The sequence below is a fragment of the Pluralibacter gergoviae ATCC 33028 = NBRC 105706 genome (genome assembly GCF_001598855.1).
GTDB classification, from domain to species: Bacteria; Pseudomonadota; Gammaproteobacteria; order Enterobacterales; family Enterobacteriaceae; genus Pluralibacter; species Pluralibacter gergoviae.
Window position 1 is genome coordinate 44465 of record NZ_BCZS01000016.1, and the last position, 14690, is coordinate 59154.

A 14690-nucleotide genomic window follows, 5' to 3' on the forward strand; every position below is an offset into this window, starting at 1 on the left:
GCGCACTGTTCATGCGGTAAACGGACGTATGTGGTGAGTCAAAAAAAACTTTTCCGTTGTTGAATTAAAAAAACCGCAGCATATTTCCCGTTTTCTACAGCGGGCACATTGCGGATGCCAGACATTTTTAAAATCACTGATGCTTTGCGCACAATAGCGTCGCGTATCGCTATTAACGACACAAAGCGGCAGATTAAACACCCGGACATCTACACCATAAAGCGCGAATAAATTGATGGCCTGCGAGAGTTCATCTCTATAGTCCCATGGGTCGATGAAAACACGATCTCTATTGAGCCTGGCGAAGCCCATGTTTTCCATCCCCATCAGCGCCACATGCTTAACAAAAAAAAGATTATGGGCAATAAACTCAGCCAATGCAGTTAAATGCTGAACGGTATCTTTCTGTAACACGATGCGGAGTTCGACATCAATCCCATATCTGAAGCAGTTGAGCAGACCTGCCATCGTTTGCTCGAACGCCCCCTGACGCTGCACTACGTAATCATGGATATCAGCCACGTGCCCGAATAACGGAATTCCAGCGAGCAATTGATCGCCGCCGGCGCAGGCTAAACGCTGCGTATAGGTCGTATCGCACAGCGCTCGTCCGTTAGTAAGGAGGTGGATTAGTGTCCGGGGGGCACGGTTTTTGATCTTCTCTACAATGCGAATCAGCCCGTCGCCAAGCATCGTCGGTTCGCCGCCCGTAAGGCAAAGTGAGTCGGGAAAATGCAGATCGTCAATCAAATCCAGCGTCTGTACAATCCGCTGTTCATTCACCGCATGCCGGGCAGCAGACTCTGGCTTCGGCGGCTGCGGACACATCACGCACAGATTGTTGCAGTCCTCCGTGACCAGCAAAGCATTATTGCGCGAAAGTGCGCGAAAGAGACGATGTATGCGTCCGCGCGGGCTGATGGTAATAACGTCACCGTCGCTGAAGATCGCATCCCTTTCGACCACGATCAGCGGTATGCGATTCTGTGCTTTGAGGACGTCGAGTCTGGGATCATCGGCGGCGCAAATTATGGCTGCAGCCTGATATGCCTCTGGCAGCACATCATCCTGCTTGCCGCAAAGCGAGAGAATTCCGCCACTGGAAAGGGACCCGATGGATGTTGCGACTCTCCCAAATAGCGGTACGTCGAAATGAAGGACCTCGCGCGCATGGACCGATAGAAAAAGTGTGTCCTGAGCCGGAATCATTGTAGCCCCCATTGCATCAATAATTGCCTGGTCTGACTATCGCCTTCGGTAAGTTTTTTAATCACCAGACTTATTATCCCGCGATTCTTAATACAAAAATCATCCTCACCGGGACGACCATACACCGACCCTGTCACCTGATAACGACGTACCGGATCGGCACCGCAATAAGGCGCAAATGCGCAGTCAGCGCAAACGGGCAGCGCATCATTGACGCCTGCTGCCGCAAGCTCCTGCATTACCGGACCAAAAAATAGGGCCTCAGGGTTGTGGGTAAAAATATTTCCCATCCTGAAGTGATGGTCACCCATTTCTGCCATCATTCTGCTTTCATCGCTGGGGTAAATATTGCCATCGTAGTTGTATAAAGTTACACCAAATCCGGAACCGCAAGGAGACTGGAGGTCGACAAATCCGGTAGACCAGGGCGTCATCAACTTTTTCATTATTAAGGCTGCGTACGATTCACGAAACACGGTGCCCTGATGATTGAGGGTAAGAATGTAATCGAGGCATTTTTCATAAAACTCAAGAAACTGCGCAGTGGTATAGCCAATTTTATGAAAATACTTATGTGCAAAGCCGTAGGGATTGAGCTCGCGAATGAAAATGCTGCGAAAGCCAAGCCTGACATACTCATCAATGATTTCCCGATGCATCGTCAAGCTTTGTCGGGTGGTCGTCATCAGCGCACTTACCTGCGCAAAGGCATTACGCTGGCGAATTTTATCAAGCGACTGCGTAAGCGCTTTCCATGCCCCGGTTTTGCCAAATTTACGATTTGCATCATGGAGAGATTCAGGTCCATCCAGAGAGGTACTCAGCGAAAACGCATGCGCAATGAGAAAATCAAGATCGTCATCGTTGAGATCGCAAAGATTGGTACAGACGACAAATTGAATATCTTTATCGTTCTTTCTCTGATTGACTAACGCTACCGCCTGACGAATGAGAGGCATATTGAGCGTCGATTCTCCTCCCTGAAATTCAAGCGTAAGCTTATCTGACGGCATAGAGAGAAACAGTTCGATGCTCTTCTCCAGGATTTCAGGGCTCATATCGTAACGTACCGCTTCAGACTGGCAACTTTTGCGCGATGCCTGACAGTAGATACAGGAGTTATTACAGCGGATAGTCAGCACAAAAATGTGCAACTGCGAGAAGTTTTCAAGAAACGCCTTTTTGGTGCGATAGCGCGAAGCCAGGTGTGTCAGATGCGCTTCAGTGACATTATCTGCAATAATGTGCTTCGCTTTAAGCTCATAGTAAAGGTCCAGATCACTTATCTTTTCTTTTTTAATGAGGGAGTTCAGTTGAGCGCTATCTAAACAAAGCCACTCGCCATAATCGGTTGACAGGAAGTATTTCTCGCGGGAAAGCTGGCTAAAACGAAATGGCAGTAACTGATAATGGTCTGCGCTGAACGCTTCTTTTGGCAGGAACTCAACGCTCATCTTCAAGATGCTCCTGTATGCTTAACTCCAGAACATTATTAAGAAAGGTATTGATGATGACGTTACGCTGCAGTTTGTAAGCATCATGCACGTTCATTTGCAACACGATTCCTTCTGCGAGGCTAACCTCTACCGTAATGTATTCAGAAAACTGATTCGCCATATTCTCAATTGCAGAATAAGTATAAAAATCGCCATCGAGTATTACTTTCATTGTCCTACACCGATGACTTTAAAAATACAGCAGGCGCAAATGCTTTACGCACAATTTCCTCATGCAGTACATGAGTTTCCTTGTAAATAATTTCTCGCATTTGATTTTCATGAAGGTTATGCATAAAATCCTTCACGGCCTGATTAATCATGGCAACTGAGTCACTATCTTCCTTAGAATAAAAAAAGACCGCGACCTGCTCTTCCGAGGTTTTTATTAGATGAATAAAATAATCGTCAGTAAAACCATAGCATGTTTTCATTATCACATCTGTGCTATACAGCGTCTTATTGAGTGGAAGCATGAAAAAATCTCCCAAACTGTTTTGCCCTTGCGTTACAGTATTCATTTACTACCTCACAGAATGGCCAGCGCTGCTGCTGGCCTTTTTTTAGCAGGTCGAACCGGGAGTGCAGGAGTAGTGACTGGCGTGACTTGCATGGCTGGAGTGGCTGTAATGCGCAGCAAAAACCTGCCCATCAAGCGACGGCTTTTCCATGATCAGGGCCGCATTACTATGCTCACCCGCTTTCTGAACTTCGTTCTGAGAGGGAGAAACCATGTTGAGCTGAGCGCTGGCAGTAGAAGCCATCGCAGGAGAACTTACGCCGGCAATAACGCCAGCAACAAGCCCAGCTACAACCGGTTTGACACTTTTACCTGATATTTCACCCAGCGTTTTTTTTGCTACTTTAGGCAATTCCTTCATTATTTATCCTTACTTGATAATTATCCACAACGAAGCCGTTGCGATAAAAGCATAGTACTGAGTATCTTTTTGCACACTGGATAATTTATGAGCACAATTGACCAAGGTCATAGTAACGCAGAGTAGCAGCCATAAAAGCTAAAACCATCCAGATTAATTAGTTAATCTGCTTTTGATAAATTTTTAATAACCGCAAGTTGCTATGCTATTTTTTCAATAAAAAACGATATAAAAAATCGCCAACATTACTCTATTAATAGAAAACCCTATTTTTGTTCCCTCCCCCTCGCGGCCGTCACCTTATCACTGACGATAGCGCTGAGATCGCTCATGCAACACCATTAACTCCTTGTACATACCGTTACACGCCGATACCAATCAGCAACGGAATCCCCGATAAGACAGGCATATAGTCTCTTCAACGGCCCCGCAGTGGGGTTGAACAAAGAAACCAATTTCGAGGAATTCGCAATGAAAAAAGTATTAGCTCTGGTTGTTGCCGCTGCTATGGGTCTCTCTTCTGCCGCCTTCGCTGCTGAAACTACCGCCGCCGCTGCTGCACCGGCAACTGCAACTCACGCTGCACCGGCTAAGCATCACGTTAAGAAACACAAAAAAGCGGCTCCGGCTCAGAAAGCACAGGCTGCGAAAAAACACAAAACCACCAAGAAAGCCGCTGCTAAACCGGCTGCCGCCGCTCAGAAAGCGCAGGCTGCTAAAAAAGCACACAAAAAACCGGTTAAGCACGAAGCCGCAAAACCGGCTGCTCAGCCGGCAGCATAAGTTCGCTGACCTGAGTACGGACCTGTATCACAAACCGGCGCTGATAAAGCGCCGGTTTTTTCCGGAGAGCAATCATGCTGCGTCGTTACCGATTTGAGCTCATCCTGCTACTGCTGATTATCTGCGCCCTGGTTGCCACCCGCTTCTTTTTGTACTGAGCGTAGTTCGCTGATTTTACTCCCACTTTATACTCATCCCGTCTATAGTAATCTCACAGGGTTACCTTTTTTATAATCATAATTACCCACCAGAGAGTGTTATGCGCAGAACGATAGCAGTATTACTGGGATCACTATGTCTCTTTACTTCGCTCGCCCACGCCGATGACGGCGGCGATGATCCGGGGATCAGCGCGAAGGATATCAGGACGCTGTTTTTTGGTCACGACGATCGCGTTAAGGTGAACAATCCCACCGAGCACCCGTGGGACGCTATCGGCCAGCTGGAGACCGCCAGCGGCAACCTCTGCACCGCAACCCTGATTTCCCCCCACCTGGCGCTGACCGCAGGACACTGCCTGCTGACGCCGCCGCGCGGCAAAGACGATAAGGCGGTGGCGCTGCGCTTTGTGTCGCAAAAAGGCGTCTGGCGCTATGAAATTCACGGTATTGAAGGCCGGGTCGAGCCGACGCTGGGCCGCAGGCTGAAGCCGGACGGCGACGGCTGGATTGTCCCGCCCGCCGCCGCCGCGTGGGACTTTGCGCTGATCGTACTGCGCTATCCGCCGACCGGTATCGCCCCGGTACCGCTGTTTGAAGGCGATAAAGCGGCCCTCACCGCCGCGCTGAAGGCCGCCGATCGCAAGGTCACCCAGTCAGGCTATCCTATCGACCATCTCGATTCGCTCTATACCCACAGCGACTGCATCGTCACCGGCTGGGCGCAGAGTTCGGTGCTGTCGCACCAGTGCGATACGCTGCCCGGCGACAGCGGTTCGCCGCTGATGCTGAAAACCGGCGCTCAGTGGCAGGTCATTGGCGTGCAAAGCTCGGCGCCGTCGGCCAAAGACCGCCAGCGCGCCGACAACCGCGCCATCGCGGTCACCGGCTTTCGCGATAAGCTTCAGGCGCTGGCCAGCCAGTAGTCTGCATCTTCAGGATCAGACCGGCTATCGGCAGCGGCTCGCTGAACAGGTACCCCTGTAGCCGGTCGCAGCCGGCCTGGCGCAGCAGCACCATCTGCTCTTCGGTCTCCACGCCTTCCGCCACCGCCGACATGCCAAGCGCCGAAGCGATGCGCACCGTGCCGCACACCAGCGCGGTGGCCTGTTCATCGCAGTCCACCAGCCCGGCAAGGGATTTATCTATTTTGATGCTGTCAAACGCCAGCTGGCGCAGGTAGCCGATGCTTGAATAGCCGGTGCCGAAGTCGTCAAGCGCCACCGAGATCCCCTGCGCTTTGAGGTTAGCGATCGCCGCGCTGGCGCGCTCCGGGCTTCCCAGCACATAGTTTTCCGTCACCTCCAGCTGCAGCCGTCCGGGCGGAAATCCGCAGGCGCTCAGTACCTGGGCGACCTTGTTTTCAAAATCCGGATCGCGAAACTGCGCCGGCGAAATATTCACCGATAGCATCACGTTACCCAGCGGCTGCAGATCGGCGCAGGCCCGGCGCAAAACGAACTGGCCCAGGGCATAAATAAGCCCGCTGCTCTCGGCAATAGGGATAAAGGCATCCGGCTTAAGTTCGCCCTGCGGCCTGCGCGGCCAGCGCACCAGAGCCTCAACGCCGGTCATCGCCAGCGTGCGGGCGTCAACGATCGGCTGATACCAGACGTCAAACTCCTGCCGCTCAAGCCCGCGGCGGATCTCGTTTTCAATGCTGAGCTGGTGCTCTCTGGCGGTATTCAGCTCGGCGTCATACTGGGTAATGCGGCCCTTGCCGCTGATTTTAGAGTGGTACATGGCGATATCGGCCCGCCGGAACAGCTCGGAGCTGGTTTCTCCCTCGCTGCTGCTGCTGGCGATCCCCACGCTTGCGCTAATGTAGATTGTCCGCGAGCCAATCTGGATCGGCGCAGTCAGGCTCTCCAGCGCGCGATGGGCAAACGCCAGCGCCTGCTCTGCGGCCCCGGCGCCGCTGACGGTCATGGCAAATTCGTCGCCGCCGAGGCGAACCAGCATGCCGCCCTCCGGCACCTGCGTCTGTAGCACGCCGGCGACCTGGACGATCAGCGCATCGCCGGTATCGTGGCCGTAAATATCATTCACGTCTTTAAAACCATCAAGATCGATAAACACCACCGTTTTAATATACGTCGCGCCGCGCTCGCTCTCCTGCTCAAGCCTTTCCAGCAGGGCCCGGCGGTTAGGCAAATGGCTCAGCCAGTCGGTCAGGGCGCTGGCCCGCGCCTGCTTTTCACCGCGGGCCAGCTTATAGAGCCCCAGGCTACTGAGCAGAATAAACAGCAGGATCAGCGCGGCGGCGAGAATGACTATTTTGCGAATTTGCGGCGATGCCGCAATGGCCGCCTTCGCGCCCGGCAGCCGCGGCTGCCAGTTGAGGTAGCCCACAACGTCGCCCGCCGCGCTGCGCAGCGGTATGCTGTAGGGGCTGGTATTGGTGGCGGTAAAATGCAGGGAGTCTATCTGAAACGTCTCCCCCAGCTCGCGCAGGATCTGTGGATTGAGGTGGCGGGTGATCAGCAAATAGCGGCGGGTGGCGTCTTTAACCTGCAGCCGCCCGTTCATCGGGCGAATAAGTCCGATGCTGACGAAGGCAATCCCCTCCTGCGTGCGGGTGATGCCGGCCACGTTTTTCTGCCCGCTGGCGAGCGCGGCGGCGTTGTTGCCGATAAGCGCCTGTATGCCGCGGCCAAAGAAGCTGAGGTCGCGCCCGGCGTAGGGCAGACTGTGAAAGGCTCCCCAGATAATGTTGAAATGCTCATCCAGTACAAAAGTGCCGTCGTACAGATTATTGATCTTGATGCCCGCGCCCCAGGTATCGTACAGCCAGCGGCTGTCGAGATTCGGCGGATAGGTTTTGTAGACCGCGTCGTCCCAGATGGCGTTATCCACCACCAAGGTCATCACCCGACTGACGGAACTCTGAATAGCGCCGTCCACCGACATCGCCGTGCGGTGGGTATCCATTTCATTAATTTTGCTGCTGAGCAGACTCTGGGAGAGAAACAGCAGATAGATAATCGAGACAAGCAGCCCCAGCCCCGCCATGAAGAGCATCACGCACAGCGTCCTCGCCGTAGCGACATTTCGCCAGCGCGAGGGATTAAACATGACACACGCTTCCGCACATAATTGATACCCGGCCCGTTTTACTCATAATACTTAGCGTAATACAGTCAGGATATTTCGCCGCCCTTATATACGGGCGGCGTTACGGTATTATGCGAGTTTAATCATCACCATACCGGCAATCAGCAGGCCAACGCCCAGCCAGCCCTTGCGGTTGAGGCGCTGTCCGAAGAGCACCCAGCCTGCCGCAAGCGTGGCGGCAACGCCGAAGCCGCCCCATACCGCATAGGCCACGGAAAGATCGATGCCCTTCACCGCCTGCGACAGCGCGCTGAAGGCCGCCAGCACGGCGGCGAGTGACAGCACGCCGTAGACTTTGCGACGGAATCCGTCGGAAAATTTAAGAAAAATATTGGCGACGATCTCCAGCACGATAGCGACAGCCAGCCAGGCGCCGTGAATCCACTCAAACTGCTGCATGGTTCACCTCGGCTTTTACCGGCGCCGTTTTGCGCGTGCCGTACTTGATGAACACGATGCCGACGACCAGCGTCGCCAGTCCCAGCCCCTTCATCAGCGTGAGCGGCTCATCGAACAGCGTGACGCTGAACAGGGTGATCAGCAGAATACCGACCCCTTCCCACAGCGCATAAGCCACGCCGAGCGCAATTTTCTTAACAGCGAATGAAAGAAATATATAAGAGAGGGCGATCATCGTCAGCATTAATATCATTCCGGCGTGACCGCCGCTGACGCTGGCCCATTTCATGGAGAGCGTACCAATAATTTCTGAAACGATCGCCAGTCCTAATAAAATCCAGTAAAACATATTCTTCTCCTGCCTGAGAATATAATCCGTCGCGATTTGCACAGTTATGCAAATCAGGTAATTAATTATTTATCGGATACAGCAAGGAGAAGGACTAAAGCGATGTGCGCCAGTGCCGCTCGCCAGAAGGGAGGAAAAAGAGGTTAAAAACGGAAAACAGGTAAAAGGTCTGCGTTCTGAACAACATGTCCATAAAATTACAATTATCCGCGTTGTTGCTTCCCATCTTTGCGGATGAAAATTGTCCTCAGTAGTTAAACACAGCGAGATTCTGGCACAGTGAATAAGGGAACTCAAAGTATTTGCACTTCTTTACGCTCAGAATGTGATGTTGCATGAGAATGGACAATTAATCAGCACGATACGGTATACCGCAAAATTATTTCTGACATTGTTCAGGAACGGTTTAGAGTCCTCAGAATATACATCAGCCTGCGCGGATGAATGGAGGATCTTGCTAATATCCCCTCGCCTTGTGCCCCTTGCCTGTGTTAAGAATGAAGGCTGTTTCAGGGAGACACTGACAGAAAACTATGATTACTCATGCCGTTATTTTTGCGCCTATCGGTCAGATCAGCCGCTCAGATCAGATAGTTCAGCGCTTGTCCAACGCCATCATTACCGGTCTGCTGGAACCTCATGAGCAACTCCCCAACGAGGCCGACCTGGCGAAAATGATGGGCGTATCTCATATCACGATTCGTGAGGCCCTCAATACGTTAAGAGCAAACAACCTGATCCACACCGTGCGCGGACGCAACGGGGGCAGCTTCGTGTGCGAAAACGCCGGAGCGCAAAACGACGGCCTGCACCCGCTCGACGCAATTGGCACCGAGTATCTTGCCGATCTCGGCGAGATGCACTGCGCGGTCGTCAGCCACAGCGCAAGGCTGGCGGCGCGGCGCATGACGGTGGCGGATATTACCCGCTTTCGCGAGTGCGTGGCCATGTTTACCGCCGCGGTCACACCGGAGCTGAGAGCACAGACCGACCTCCGCTGCCTGCTGACCCTCGCGGCCTGTTCGCACTCGACGCGGCTGGCAAGCCATGAGCTGCAGCTGCAAACCGAGTGGGCGTCGCTGGCGGCCGATGTTTACCGCTGCGATGCAGTACACCGCGAGGTAGTTGACCATTATGCGCGGCTGACGGAGGCGCTGGCCGCGCGCGATGCCCCCCTCGCGGTACAGATCAGCGCCCGCCTTATTGATGCCCTGACATCGTATCTTATTGAAAATAAATTAAAGCACAGCCAGTAGAGAAGCAGAGGCAACGTGAGCTCACCCGACGCCATCAGGGCGATAATCAGCAAAATCGAGGACATTACCCGCACTATCGTCAACGCCACCGTCCTGCTGGCACAGGAGATTGAGCAGACGGCGGCGGGCCAGGCGGAGTGCGCGCCGGATATGTTCCTGCAAAGCGCGGTAAAAAATTATCTGCGCCGGCATATTAAAACCGTTCTCAGCCAGACCGACTACTGCTCAGGGGCCGGATTTGCCAGCCACATCGACAGCACCTCGTACTGGCTGCTGGAGTGGTGGTATCGCCGCGAGGGCGGCGATGAGCAGGCCAGCCTTGAGCTCGACCAGGCGACGCAGCAGCGCCTCGACTTCCGCACCTTCGCCTGGTTCAGCCAGCCGCCGGGCGAAGGTAAAGCGTGGATCCACGGCCCCTACGTGGACTATATCTGCAATACCGCCTACACGCTGACCTGCGCCGCGCCGGTCAGTGTGCGGGGCGTGTTTCTGGGCGTTGCCGCCGTCGATATCCTGGTCAGCCGCCTGGAGCAGGAGCTGCTGGCCTGCGCGGATGCCCCGGCGGTGGTGCTGACCAATCACGAAGGGCGCATCATCGTCACGACCTGCCCCCGGCGGCGCATCGGCGATCTGCTGGAAACCGATCCGCCGGCGCCGCTTTTCCACAACAGCTACTTCCGGCTTTACGCGGCCTGAGCCTCACGCGGCGCGCTACGGCTGGCCCGCTCTCAGCCGGCGCGCATATTCAATTGCATCATTTTCCGGCGCGCTTGAGCGCCCGAAGGGCCGCGCCAGCGCCATATAGATCAATCCGCTGCCGACCACCACCGCCAGTCCCACCAGCACCGTCCAGCGGTCGATAAAGCTGCTGCTGTCCGCCGGCTGCGCCAGCAGCCAGATGCCGCACGCGCCGTAGGCCAGCGCCAGCAGGTTGACCAGCATCCCCCAGCCGCCGACGCTCCATTCGCCCGCCGGCTTCCAGCCCTTCAGCCGCTGGCGCAGCGCCGCCAGCACCACCATCTGGAAAGAGATATAGATGCCGATCACCGCAAAGGCGGTAATGCGCGCCAGGTTATCCGGCTGGAACCAGACCCAGACGCAGATCAGCACCGGCAGCAGACAGCTGACGATCATCGCATTATCGGGCACGCTGTTTTTCGAAAGCGTGGACATCCAGGCGCTGCCGGGCAGCATCTGGTCGCGGGAGAAGGAGAAAATCAGCCGGCTCAGCGCCGCCTGCAGGGAGAGTATGCACGACAGCATGGCGATCACCGCCACCACGATAAACACCGTCGCCCCGGTAGGGCCGAGCGCCTCATTGAGAATGGTCGGGATCGGATCGGCGGTTTTACCGTTAATGATGCTGACCAGGTTGGGCGAAGCCAGCAGATAGCCGAGCACCGAAATAATCGCCGAAATGGCGCCGAAGACGATGCTGAGGATCATCGCCAGCGGGATTTTGCGCCCCGGGTTCTGCACCTCCTCCGCCACGTTGCCGCAGGCTTCGAAGCCGAAGAACATAAACAGGCCCATTAGCGCCGCCGACATAAAGGCGGTCTGATAGCTGCCGTCGTGAGCGAGGACGCCCATCGAGTCAAACAGCACCGAGAACGGCTGCGCGCGGTGAAAAATCAGCAGGTAAATACCCAGCGCGATAACGCAGAGGATCTCGCACCAGAAGCCAATCCTGGCGACCCGGGCGAGGTTTTTGGTGCCGGACATATTGACGCCCATCATCAGCATCAGCAGCACCACCGAGGTGAGCAGCATATTGCCCGGCGTGGTGGCGTAGTGCAGCAGCGAAGCCACGAAGGTGGCGGTATATTCGGCAACGGACGTAATGGTCACTACCAGCGCCCAGAGGTAGATCCACGCCGCTATCCAGGCGTATTTTTTACCCCACAGGCGGCGCGCCCAGGGATAGAGTCCGCCGGTGATCGGATACTGGGAGGCCACTTCGCCAAACACCAGCGCCACCAGCAGCTGGCCGCAGGCGACAATCACTATCCACCAGATCGCCGGCGGCCCGGCAAGGGTCACGGCGAGGGCAAACAGCGAGTAGACCGCCGTCAGCGGCGACAGATAGGTGAAGCCGAGGGCGAAGTTGGAGATAAGGCCGATGGAGCGATTAAACTGCGGTTTGTTGTCATGATGCGCGGCATCATTTTGCTTGCCAGATGTCTGTTCCATATCTCTTCTCTTTTTTGTTGTCATACACCGGATCAGAAGATAAAACAGACAAATCTATAAAAGATAATATTTTATATGTATAGTAGGGTTGTCATATTTTTGTTAAAAGTTAGATCTGCATTGGTTAATGCTAAAAATCCCTCGCGTCTCTTCGCGGCGTAGTCTACCTCCGCGCCCCGCGCATCGATCGCCGTCACATAATCACTTCCAAAATTATTACTCTCAGGCTAACGATTGTCTGCTCAGCTTAATTGATGAACGTATCGCCCTGGGCCAGACTGATTACAGCAGAAATGAAGGTCAAAATGATTCGCTGAATCAGGAGGTTAACAATGAATACAGGCCAGAGTCCGGCCCGGGAATGGAACACGCGACGCAGCGAGAAAGCGCGCCGCATGGCGGCCCTCCCGGTGCAGGGTAAGGTAATTCCCACCGCGGGGCTGGTGGAGGCGCTTGAAACGCTGATCGCCCCCGGCGATCGCGTCGTGCTCGAAGGTAATAACCAGAAGCAGGCCGACTTTCTCTCCCGCACGCTGGCGGAAGTCAGCCCGGCAAAAGTGCACGATCTGCATATGATCATGCCGAGCGTCGGGCGCAGCGAGCACCTGGATATCTTCGAGAAGGGCATCGCCCGTAAGCTGGACTTCTCCTTCTCCGGCCCGCAGAGCCTGCGCATTTCGCAGCTGCTGCAGGACGGCCAGCTGGAGATCGGCGCCATCCACACCTATATCGAGCTCTACGCCCGCCTGTATGTCGATCTCTGCCCGAACGTAGCGCTGATCGCCGGCTATAAGGCCGACCGCCAGGGTAATCTCTATACCGGACCGAGCACCGAAGACACCCCGGCGCTGGTGGAGGCCGCCGCCTTCCGCGACGGCATCGTGATAGCCCAGGTCAACGAACTGGTGGACGACGAGTGCGACCTGCCCCGCGTGGATATTCCGGGTTCGTGGATTGATTACGTGGTGGTCGCCGATAAGCCGTTCTTTATCGAACCGCTGTTTACCCGCGATCCGCGCCTGATCAAGCAGGAGCACATCCTGATGGCGATGATGGCCATCAAGGGCATCTACGCCGAACACCAGGTGCAGTCTCTCAATCACGGCATCGGCTTCAACACCGCCGCCATCGAGCTGCTGCTGCCGACCTACGGCGAGCGGCTCGGCCTGAAGGGCAAAATCTGTAAACACTGGACGCTGAACCCGCACCCGACGCTGATCCCGGCAATCGAGAGCGGCTGGGTGGAGAGCGTGCACTGCTTCGGCGGCGAGCTGGGGATGGAAGAGTACATCCGCGCCCGCCCGGACATCTTCTTTACCGGCCGCGACGGCTCGATGCGCTCCAACCGCGCCTTCTGCCAGATGGCGGGCCAGTACGCGGTAGATATGTTTATCGGCTCCACCCTGCAGGTTGACGGCCTCGCCAACTCCTCGACGGTGACCCGCGGCCGCCTCTCCGGCTTCGGCGGCGCGCCGAACATGGGCCACGATCCGCACGGCCGCCGCCACGCCACGCCCGCATGGCTGAACATGATCAGCGAACCGGATCCGCTGGCCCGCGGCAAGAAGCTGGTCGTCCAGATGGTGGAAACCTTCCAGGCAGGCGTGAAGCCGACCTTCGTTGAGAAGCTCGACGCCGTTGAGGTGGCCAAAACCACCGGTATGCCGCTGGCGCCGGTAATGATCTACGGCGATGACGTGACCCACGTTCTGACCGAAGAGGGTATCGCCTACCTTTACCGCGCGAAGGATGTGGAAGAACGCCGGGCGATGGTGGCGGCGGTAGCCGGGATCACCGATATCGGCCTCGGCGTTGACGCGAAGCGCGTCGCCGACCTGCGCCAGAGCGGCAAAGTGGCCTACCCGGAAGATATGGGCATCCGCCGCTCCGACGCCACCCGCTCCCTGCTGGCCGCCGGCAGCGTCGCCGACCTCGTCGAGTGGTCCGACGGCCTGTACAACCCACCCGCTAAATTCCGGAGCTGGTAATGAAACAGCTGTCACAGACTCACGCCGAGGCGCAGGCCCGCAGGCTGGCGGACGCCGCCCGCAATGCGCTGATCGAGGAAGCGCGACTCAGTCCGAAGCCGGGTCTGGTGGACAGCCGGGGCAACGGCGCGCACCGCGACCTGACGCTCAGCCTGATGGAGCGTTCGGCCCACAGCCTGGCCCCAACGTTTCTCCGGCTGGCCCAGCACAGCTGGCAGCGCCCGGTCGATGTCGCCCTGCGGGAAACCGTCGGCCGGCTGGGCCGCGACGGTGAACAGCAGATGCTGGCTGCCACCGGCGGCGTCAATACCCACCGCGGCGCCATCTGGGCCCTCGGCCTGCTGGTCAGCGCCAGCGCAATGCACGGCGCGACGGCGCAGGCGCAGCAGGTGGCGAACAGCGCCGCCGCGCTGGCCGCCCTGCCCGACGCCCGCGCGCCGAAGGTGTTCAGCAACGGTCTGAAGGCGAGCCGCCGCTGGCAGGTGCCGGGGGCGCGCGAAGAGGCGCAGGCGGGTTTCCCGCACGTCATGCAGCTCGCCCTGCCGCAGCTGCGGCAGAGCCGCGCGCGGGGCGCCGCCGAGGAGGAGGCGCGGCTGGATGCCCTGATGGCGGTCATGACCTCGCTGAGCGATACCTGCGTGCTCTCCCGCGCCGGGATGATCGGCCTGAAGACGATGCAGCGCGGCGCCCGCGCGGTGCTGCACGCCGGCGGCTGCGCCACCGCGAAGGGCCGCGACGCCCTCGCCCGCCTCGACGCGCAGATGCTGGCGCTTAACGCCTCGCCGGGCGGCGCCGCCGACCTGCTGGCCGCCGCACTGTTTATTGACCGCGTTTGCCAGCCAGCTCACCACAGAATTTTTTAGAGGA

Annotated in this window: 16 protein-coding genes; 7 read left to right on the forward strand and 9 right to left on the reverse strand. The window is 56.5% G+C overall.

Going from position 1 to position 14690, the window contains the following annotated elements; all coding sequences use genetic code 11:
• Nucleotides 1–9: 9 nt before the first annotated feature.
• Genes hxsC through ENGE1_RS28510 form a run of 5 tightly spaced genes read right to left on the reverse strand, consistent with a single transcriptional unit; the run spans nucleotide 10 to nucleotide 3586 of the window.
• Nucleotides 10–1209: a His-Xaa-Ser system radical SAM maturase HxsC gene (gene hxsC / locus ENGE1_RS16240; protein WP_064360657.1), complete on the reverse strand. Its 1200-nt coding sequence runs from the start codon at nucleotides 1207–1209 to the stop codon at nucleotides 10–12.
• Entirely contained in the window at nucleotides 1206–2663 is a 1458-nt protein-coding gene (hxsB, locus tag ENGE1_RS16245; protein ID WP_048254272.1) for a His-Xaa-Ser system radical SAM maturase HxsB, read from the reverse strand. Before hxsB ends, hxsC begins: the two co-directional genes overlap by 4 nt.
• Nucleotides 2653–2877 carry a hypothetical protein gene (locus ENGE1_RS28505; protein WP_071198344.1) on the reverse strand — a complete coding sequence of 75 codons (225 nt, stop codon included), beginning with the start codon at nucleotides 2875–2877 and terminating at the stop codon, nucleotides 2653–2655. The genes hxsB and ENGE1_RS28505 overlap by 11 nt, the downstream gene beginning before the upstream one ends.
• Nucleotides 2878–2881: 4 nt before the next feature.
• The gene (hxsD, locus tag ENGE1_RS16250; RefSeq protein ID WP_048254270.1) at nucleotides 2882–3226 is read right to left on the reverse strand and encodes a His-Xaa-Ser system protein HxsD; all 345 of its coding nucleotides are present in this window, start codon (nucleotides 3224–3226) and stop codon (nucleotides 2882–2884) included.
• A 42-nt stretch (nucleotides 3227–3268) separates the two neighbouring features.
• On the reverse strand, nucleotides 3269–3586 hold the full coding sequence (locus ENGE1_RS28510; protein ID WP_127626262.1) for a hypothetical protein: 318 nt from the start codon (nucleotides 3584–3586) through the stop codon (nucleotides 3269–3271).
• A gap of 471 nt (nucleotides 3587–4057) precedes the next feature.
• On the opposite strand from ENGE1_RS28510, the gene asr reads away from it, so the two are divergent.
• The 3 genes from asr (at nucleotide 4058) to ENGE1_RS16265 (ending at nucleotide 5453) form a co-directional block, all read left to right on the forward strand.
• Nucleotides 4058–4369 (forward strand): acid resistance repetitive basic protein Asr, encoded by a 312-nt coding sequence (gene asr, locus ENGE1_RS16260; RefSeq protein ID WP_043086585.1) that lies wholly within the window; start codon nucleotides 4058–4060, stop codon nucleotides 4367–4369.
• Nucleotides 4370–4443: 74 nt separating this feature from the next.
• Nucleotides 4444–4527, forward strand: coding sequence for a small membrane protein YdgU (gene ydgU / locus ENGE1_RS29570; RefSeq protein ID WP_455657233.1), 84 nt, complete (start codon nucleotides 4444–4446; stop codon nucleotides 4525–4527).
• Between the two features lie 101 nt (nucleotides 4528–4628).
• Entirely contained in the window at nucleotides 4629–5453 is an 825-nt protein-coding gene (locus ENGE1_RS16265; protein WP_043083830.1) for a trypsin-like serine peptidase, read from the forward strand.
• Here ENGE1_RS16265 and ENGE1_RS16270 read toward each other — a convergent pair.
• From ENGE1_RS16270 to mdtJ, 3 genes are all read right to left on the reverse strand, one after another.
• On the reverse strand, nucleotides 5410–7602 hold the full coding sequence (locus ENGE1_RS16270; RefSeq protein ID WP_048254268.1) for a putative bifunctional diguanylate cyclase/phosphodiesterase: 2193 nt from the start codon (nucleotides 7600–7602) through the stop codon (nucleotides 5410–5412). The two genes, ENGE1_RS16265 and ENGE1_RS16270, sit on opposite strands and share 44 nt — an antisense overlap.
• Before the next feature lie 108 nt (nucleotides 7603–7710).
• On the reverse strand, nucleotides 7711–8040 hold the full coding sequence (gene mdtI, locus ENGE1_RS16275; RefSeq protein ID WP_043083829.1) for a multidrug/spermidine efflux SMR transporter subunit MdtI: 330 nt from the start codon (nucleotides 8038–8040) through the stop codon (nucleotides 7711–7713).
• Entirely contained in the window at nucleotides 8027–8389 is a 363-nt protein-coding gene (mdtJ, locus tag ENGE1_RS16280; RefSeq protein ID WP_043083828.1) for a multidrug/spermidine efflux SMR transporter subunit MdtJ, read from the reverse strand. Before mdtJ ends, mdtI begins: the two co-directional genes overlap by 14 nt.
• 533 nt (nucleotides 8390–8922) lie before the next feature.
• Between mdtJ and ENGE1_RS16285 the strand changes: the two genes are divergently transcribed.
• Together ENGE1_RS16285 and ENGE1_RS16290 are read left to right on the forward strand one after the other, a co-directional pair.
• Nucleotides 8923–9645: a FadR/GntR family transcriptional regulator gene (locus ENGE1_RS16285; RefSeq protein ID WP_043083826.1), complete on the forward strand. Its 723-nt coding sequence runs from the start codon at nucleotides 8923–8925 to the stop codon at nucleotides 9643–9645.
• A gap of 15 nt (nucleotides 9646–9660) precedes the next feature.
• Nucleotides 9661–10341, forward strand: a complete 681-nt coding sequence (locus ENGE1_RS16290) for a cache domain-containing protein (protein WP_048254267.1) — start codon at nucleotides 9661–9663, stop codon at nucleotides 10339–10341.
• Between the two features lie 15 nt (nucleotides 10342–10356).
• Here the strand turns inward: ENGE1_RS16290 and ENGE1_RS16295 are convergent, their stop codons facing one another.
• On the reverse strand, nucleotides 10357–11835 hold the full coding sequence (locus ENGE1_RS16295; RefSeq protein WP_048273233.1) for an APC family permease: 1479 nt from the start codon (nucleotides 11833–11835) through the stop codon (nucleotides 10357–10359).
• A gap of 332 nt (nucleotides 11836–12167) precedes the next feature.
• Here ENGE1_RS16295 and mdcA point away from each other — a divergent pair, with 332 nt between their 5' ends.
• The gene (gene mdcA / locus ENGE1_RS16300) at nucleotides 12168–13823 is read left to right on the forward strand and encodes a malonate decarboxylase subunit alpha (protein WP_045288518.1); all 1656 of its coding nucleotides are present in this window, start codon (nucleotides 12168–12170) and stop codon (nucleotides 13821–13823) included.
• Nucleotides 13823–14686 carry a triphosphoribosyl-dephospho-CoA synthase gene (locus ENGE1_RS16305; RefSeq protein ID WP_048254266.1) on the forward strand — a complete coding sequence of 288 codons (864 nt, stop codon included), beginning with the start codon at nucleotides 13823–13825 and terminating at the stop codon, nucleotides 14684–14686. The genes mdcA and ENGE1_RS16305 overlap by 1 nt, the downstream gene beginning before the upstream one ends.
• The last annotated feature ends 4 nt before the right edge of the window (nucleotides 14687–14690 follow it).

What these genes read in the sequence shown, in the direction of transcription:
- hxsC (WP_064360657.1), bottom strand. Translation starts at nt 1,209, where the DNA reads ATGATTCCGGCTCAGGACACACTTTTTCTATCGGTCCATGCGCGCGAG.
- hxsB (WP_048254272.1), bottom strand. Translation starts at nt 2,663, where the DNA reads ATGAGCGTTGAGTTCCTGCCAAAAGAAGCGTTCAGCGCAGACCATTAT.
- ENGE1_RS28505 (WP_071198344.1), bottom strand. Translation starts at nt 2,877, where the DNA reads ATGAAAGTAATACTCGATGGCGATTTTTATACTTATTCTGCAATTGAG.
- hxsD (WP_048254270.1), bottom strand. Translation starts at nt 3,226, where the DNA reads ATGAATACTGTAACGCAAGGGCAAAACAGTTTGGGAGATTTTTTCATG.
- ENGE1_RS28510 (WP_127626262.1), bottom strand. Translation starts at nt 3,586, where the DNA reads ATGAAGGAATTGCCTAAAGTAGCAAAAAAAACGCTGGGTGAAATATCA.
- asr (WP_043086585.1), top strand. Translation starts at nt 4,058, where the DNA reads ATGAAAAAAGTATTAGCTCTGGTTGTTGCCGCTGCTATGGGTCTCTCT.
- ydgU (WP_455657233.1), top strand. Translation starts at nt 4,444, where the DNA reads ATGCTGCGTCGTTACCGATTTGAGCTCATCCTGCTACTGCTGATTATC.
- ENGE1_RS16265 (WP_043083830.1), top strand. Translation starts at nt 4,629, where the DNA reads ATGCGCAGAACGATAGCAGTATTACTGGGATCACTATGTCTCTTTACT.
- ENGE1_RS16270 (WP_048254268.1), bottom strand. Translation starts at nt 7,602, where the DNA reads ATGTTTAATCCCTCGCGCTGGCGAAATGTCGCTACGGCGAGGACGCTG.
- mdtI (WP_043083829.1), bottom strand. Translation starts at nt 8,040, where the DNA reads ATGCAGCAGTTTGAGTGGATTCACGGCGCCTGGCTGGCTGTCGCTATC.
- mdtJ (WP_043083828.1), bottom strand. Translation starts at nt 8,389, where the DNA reads ATGTTTTACTGGATTTTATTAGGACTGGCGATCGTTTCAGAAATTATT.
- ENGE1_RS16285 (WP_043083826.1), top strand. Translation starts at nt 8,923, where the DNA reads ATGATTACTCATGCCGTTATTTTTGCGCCTATCGGTCAGATCAGCCGC.
- ENGE1_RS16295 (WP_048273233.1), bottom strand. Translation starts at nt 11,835, where the DNA reads ATGGAACAGACATCTGGCAAGCAAAATGATGCCGCGCATCATGACAAC.
- mdcA (WP_045288518.1), top strand. Translation starts at nt 12,168, where the DNA reads ATGAATACAGGCCAGAGTCCGGCCCGGGAATGGAACACGCGACGCAGC.
- ENGE1_RS16305 (WP_048254266.1), top strand. Translation starts at nt 13,823, where the DNA reads ATGAAACAGCTGTCACAGACTCACGCCGAGGCGCAGGCCCGCAGGCTG.